Below are 1,438 nucleotides of genomic sequence, written 5' to 3'. Positions count from 1 at the left end.
GTATTTGAAAACGTTCTTAATCAACAGTTTTCAGTACCTAGGTCTAATTATGCCTATGTCTCTGATATTACTTATATTTTTACTCAATAGGGATGGTTATATCTGGCCGTTGTATTAGATTTGTACTCCAGAAAAGTAGTCGGGTGGAGCATGAGTTCACGAATGAAGGCTCAATTAGTTTGTGATGCTCTTAAAATGGCTATTTGGCAACGCCAACCATCCAAAGGACTCATTGTTCATTCAGATCGCGGCTCTCAGTACGCAAGTGATGAGTATAGGCGCCTTCTGGAACTCCATGGTTATTAAGGGAGCATGAGTCGAAAAGGTAACTGTTGGGATAATGCGGTGGCTGAAAGCTTCTTTGGGAGCTTAAAACAAGAGCGAGTCCAATGGAAAAACTATCAAACACGACATGAGGCACAACAAGATATATTGAATTACATTGCGATGTTTTATAACAGCAGGCGACTGCATTCATCATTGAACTATTTGGCACCAAATCAATATGAGTTGCAGACTCCTCAATTGCTAAAAGTAGCTTAACTGGGTTGTATCGTTTTGATTGACCACGTCAACTTTTAAGCTGCTCATATTCTTTTTTTCTACCAATTTTTTCAGCTAACCACTCTAATTCCCATAAAATTTTATTTTGGTATTTCATAACATTTATCATGTCATTCTTTTCCCAAAAAAAGGCATGTTTTTGAGCCAATGTTACATAACGATTAAATCTACGTTTATCTTGCCACCCCATGTATATTTTGTTTTCAATTAATTGTCGACGAAAAGCGTCAATAAATTCTGCTACTGTTTGATTTGTAGAAGTAGGTGTGCGGCATTCTGGACTCCAACTAGCATACGAGATTTTTAAAAAATCAAATCCTAAATTATAAAATTTATTTTTTTCGCTATTTTTCAGAAGACGCGTATAACCATCGTCAATAAAATAAAAAATCAGAGTAACTACAGCAAGTAATAATGTAGTGGCTGCTACAGCCCAGTCGGCATAGATTGAATTACTAAAAAATTTACAGAGCCATTCTTTCATATATTTTCCCCATTATATAAAAAGTATAGCTAGGAAATGTAATAACAATTTTTTAATTATAGAAAGTGTTTTGTAATAAGGGATATTATTATTGCAGTAATAGCTGAAACTATTATTGTTGTAGCTTGTTTAAATAACCATGAGGAGTGCCAGCTTGTTCTTTTTATTTTTATTAATTGGGAGCCAAATGTTTAACATTCGTATTACTCCATCAAAGTAATTCATCACAAATTAGTGCCAAGCAGAGTAGGTGATGAGGCCCTATTTTCTCCCCGCGAAGGATAGCTTGGCTTGGCGATTATACGATTCAATACTCAAAGATCCCCCCATATTTTTACTAAATTGTCGTCATAAAGTCTTGATATAATATAGAAAAGGATCATTATTCTT

1 protein-coding gene and 1 pseudogene are annotated in these 1,438 nt (G+C 34.8%); one reads left to right on the top strand and one right to left on the bottom strand.

Annotated elements, in window-relative coordinates; genetic code table 11:
- Positions 1-543, top strand: a pseudogene (locus tag ACQY7T_RS12185) (IS3 family transposase); the annotation flags it as partial.
- Between the two features lie 28 nt (positions 544-571).
- Here the strand turns inward: ACQY7T_RS12185 and ACQY7T_RS12180 are convergent.
- Positions 572-1,048, bottom strand: coding sequence for a hypothetical protein (locus ACQY7T_RS12180; protein ID WP_428413780.1), 477 nt, complete (start codon positions 1,046-1,048; stop codon positions 572-574).
- Positions 1,049-1,438: the final 390 nt, after the last annotated feature.

Source organism: Legionella sp. (assembly GCF_965140895.1).
In the GTDB taxonomy this organism is placed as follows: Bacteria; Pseudomonadota; Gammaproteobacteria; order Legionellales; family Legionellaceae; genus Legionella.
This window is presented reverse-complemented; position numbering and strand designations above follow the sequence as displayed.

Coding starts and splice junctions, on each gene's coding strand:
- ACQY7T_RS12180 (WP_428413780.1), bottom strand. CDS start 1,048: ATGAAAGAATGGCTCTGTAAATTTTTTAGTAATTCAATCTATGCCGAC.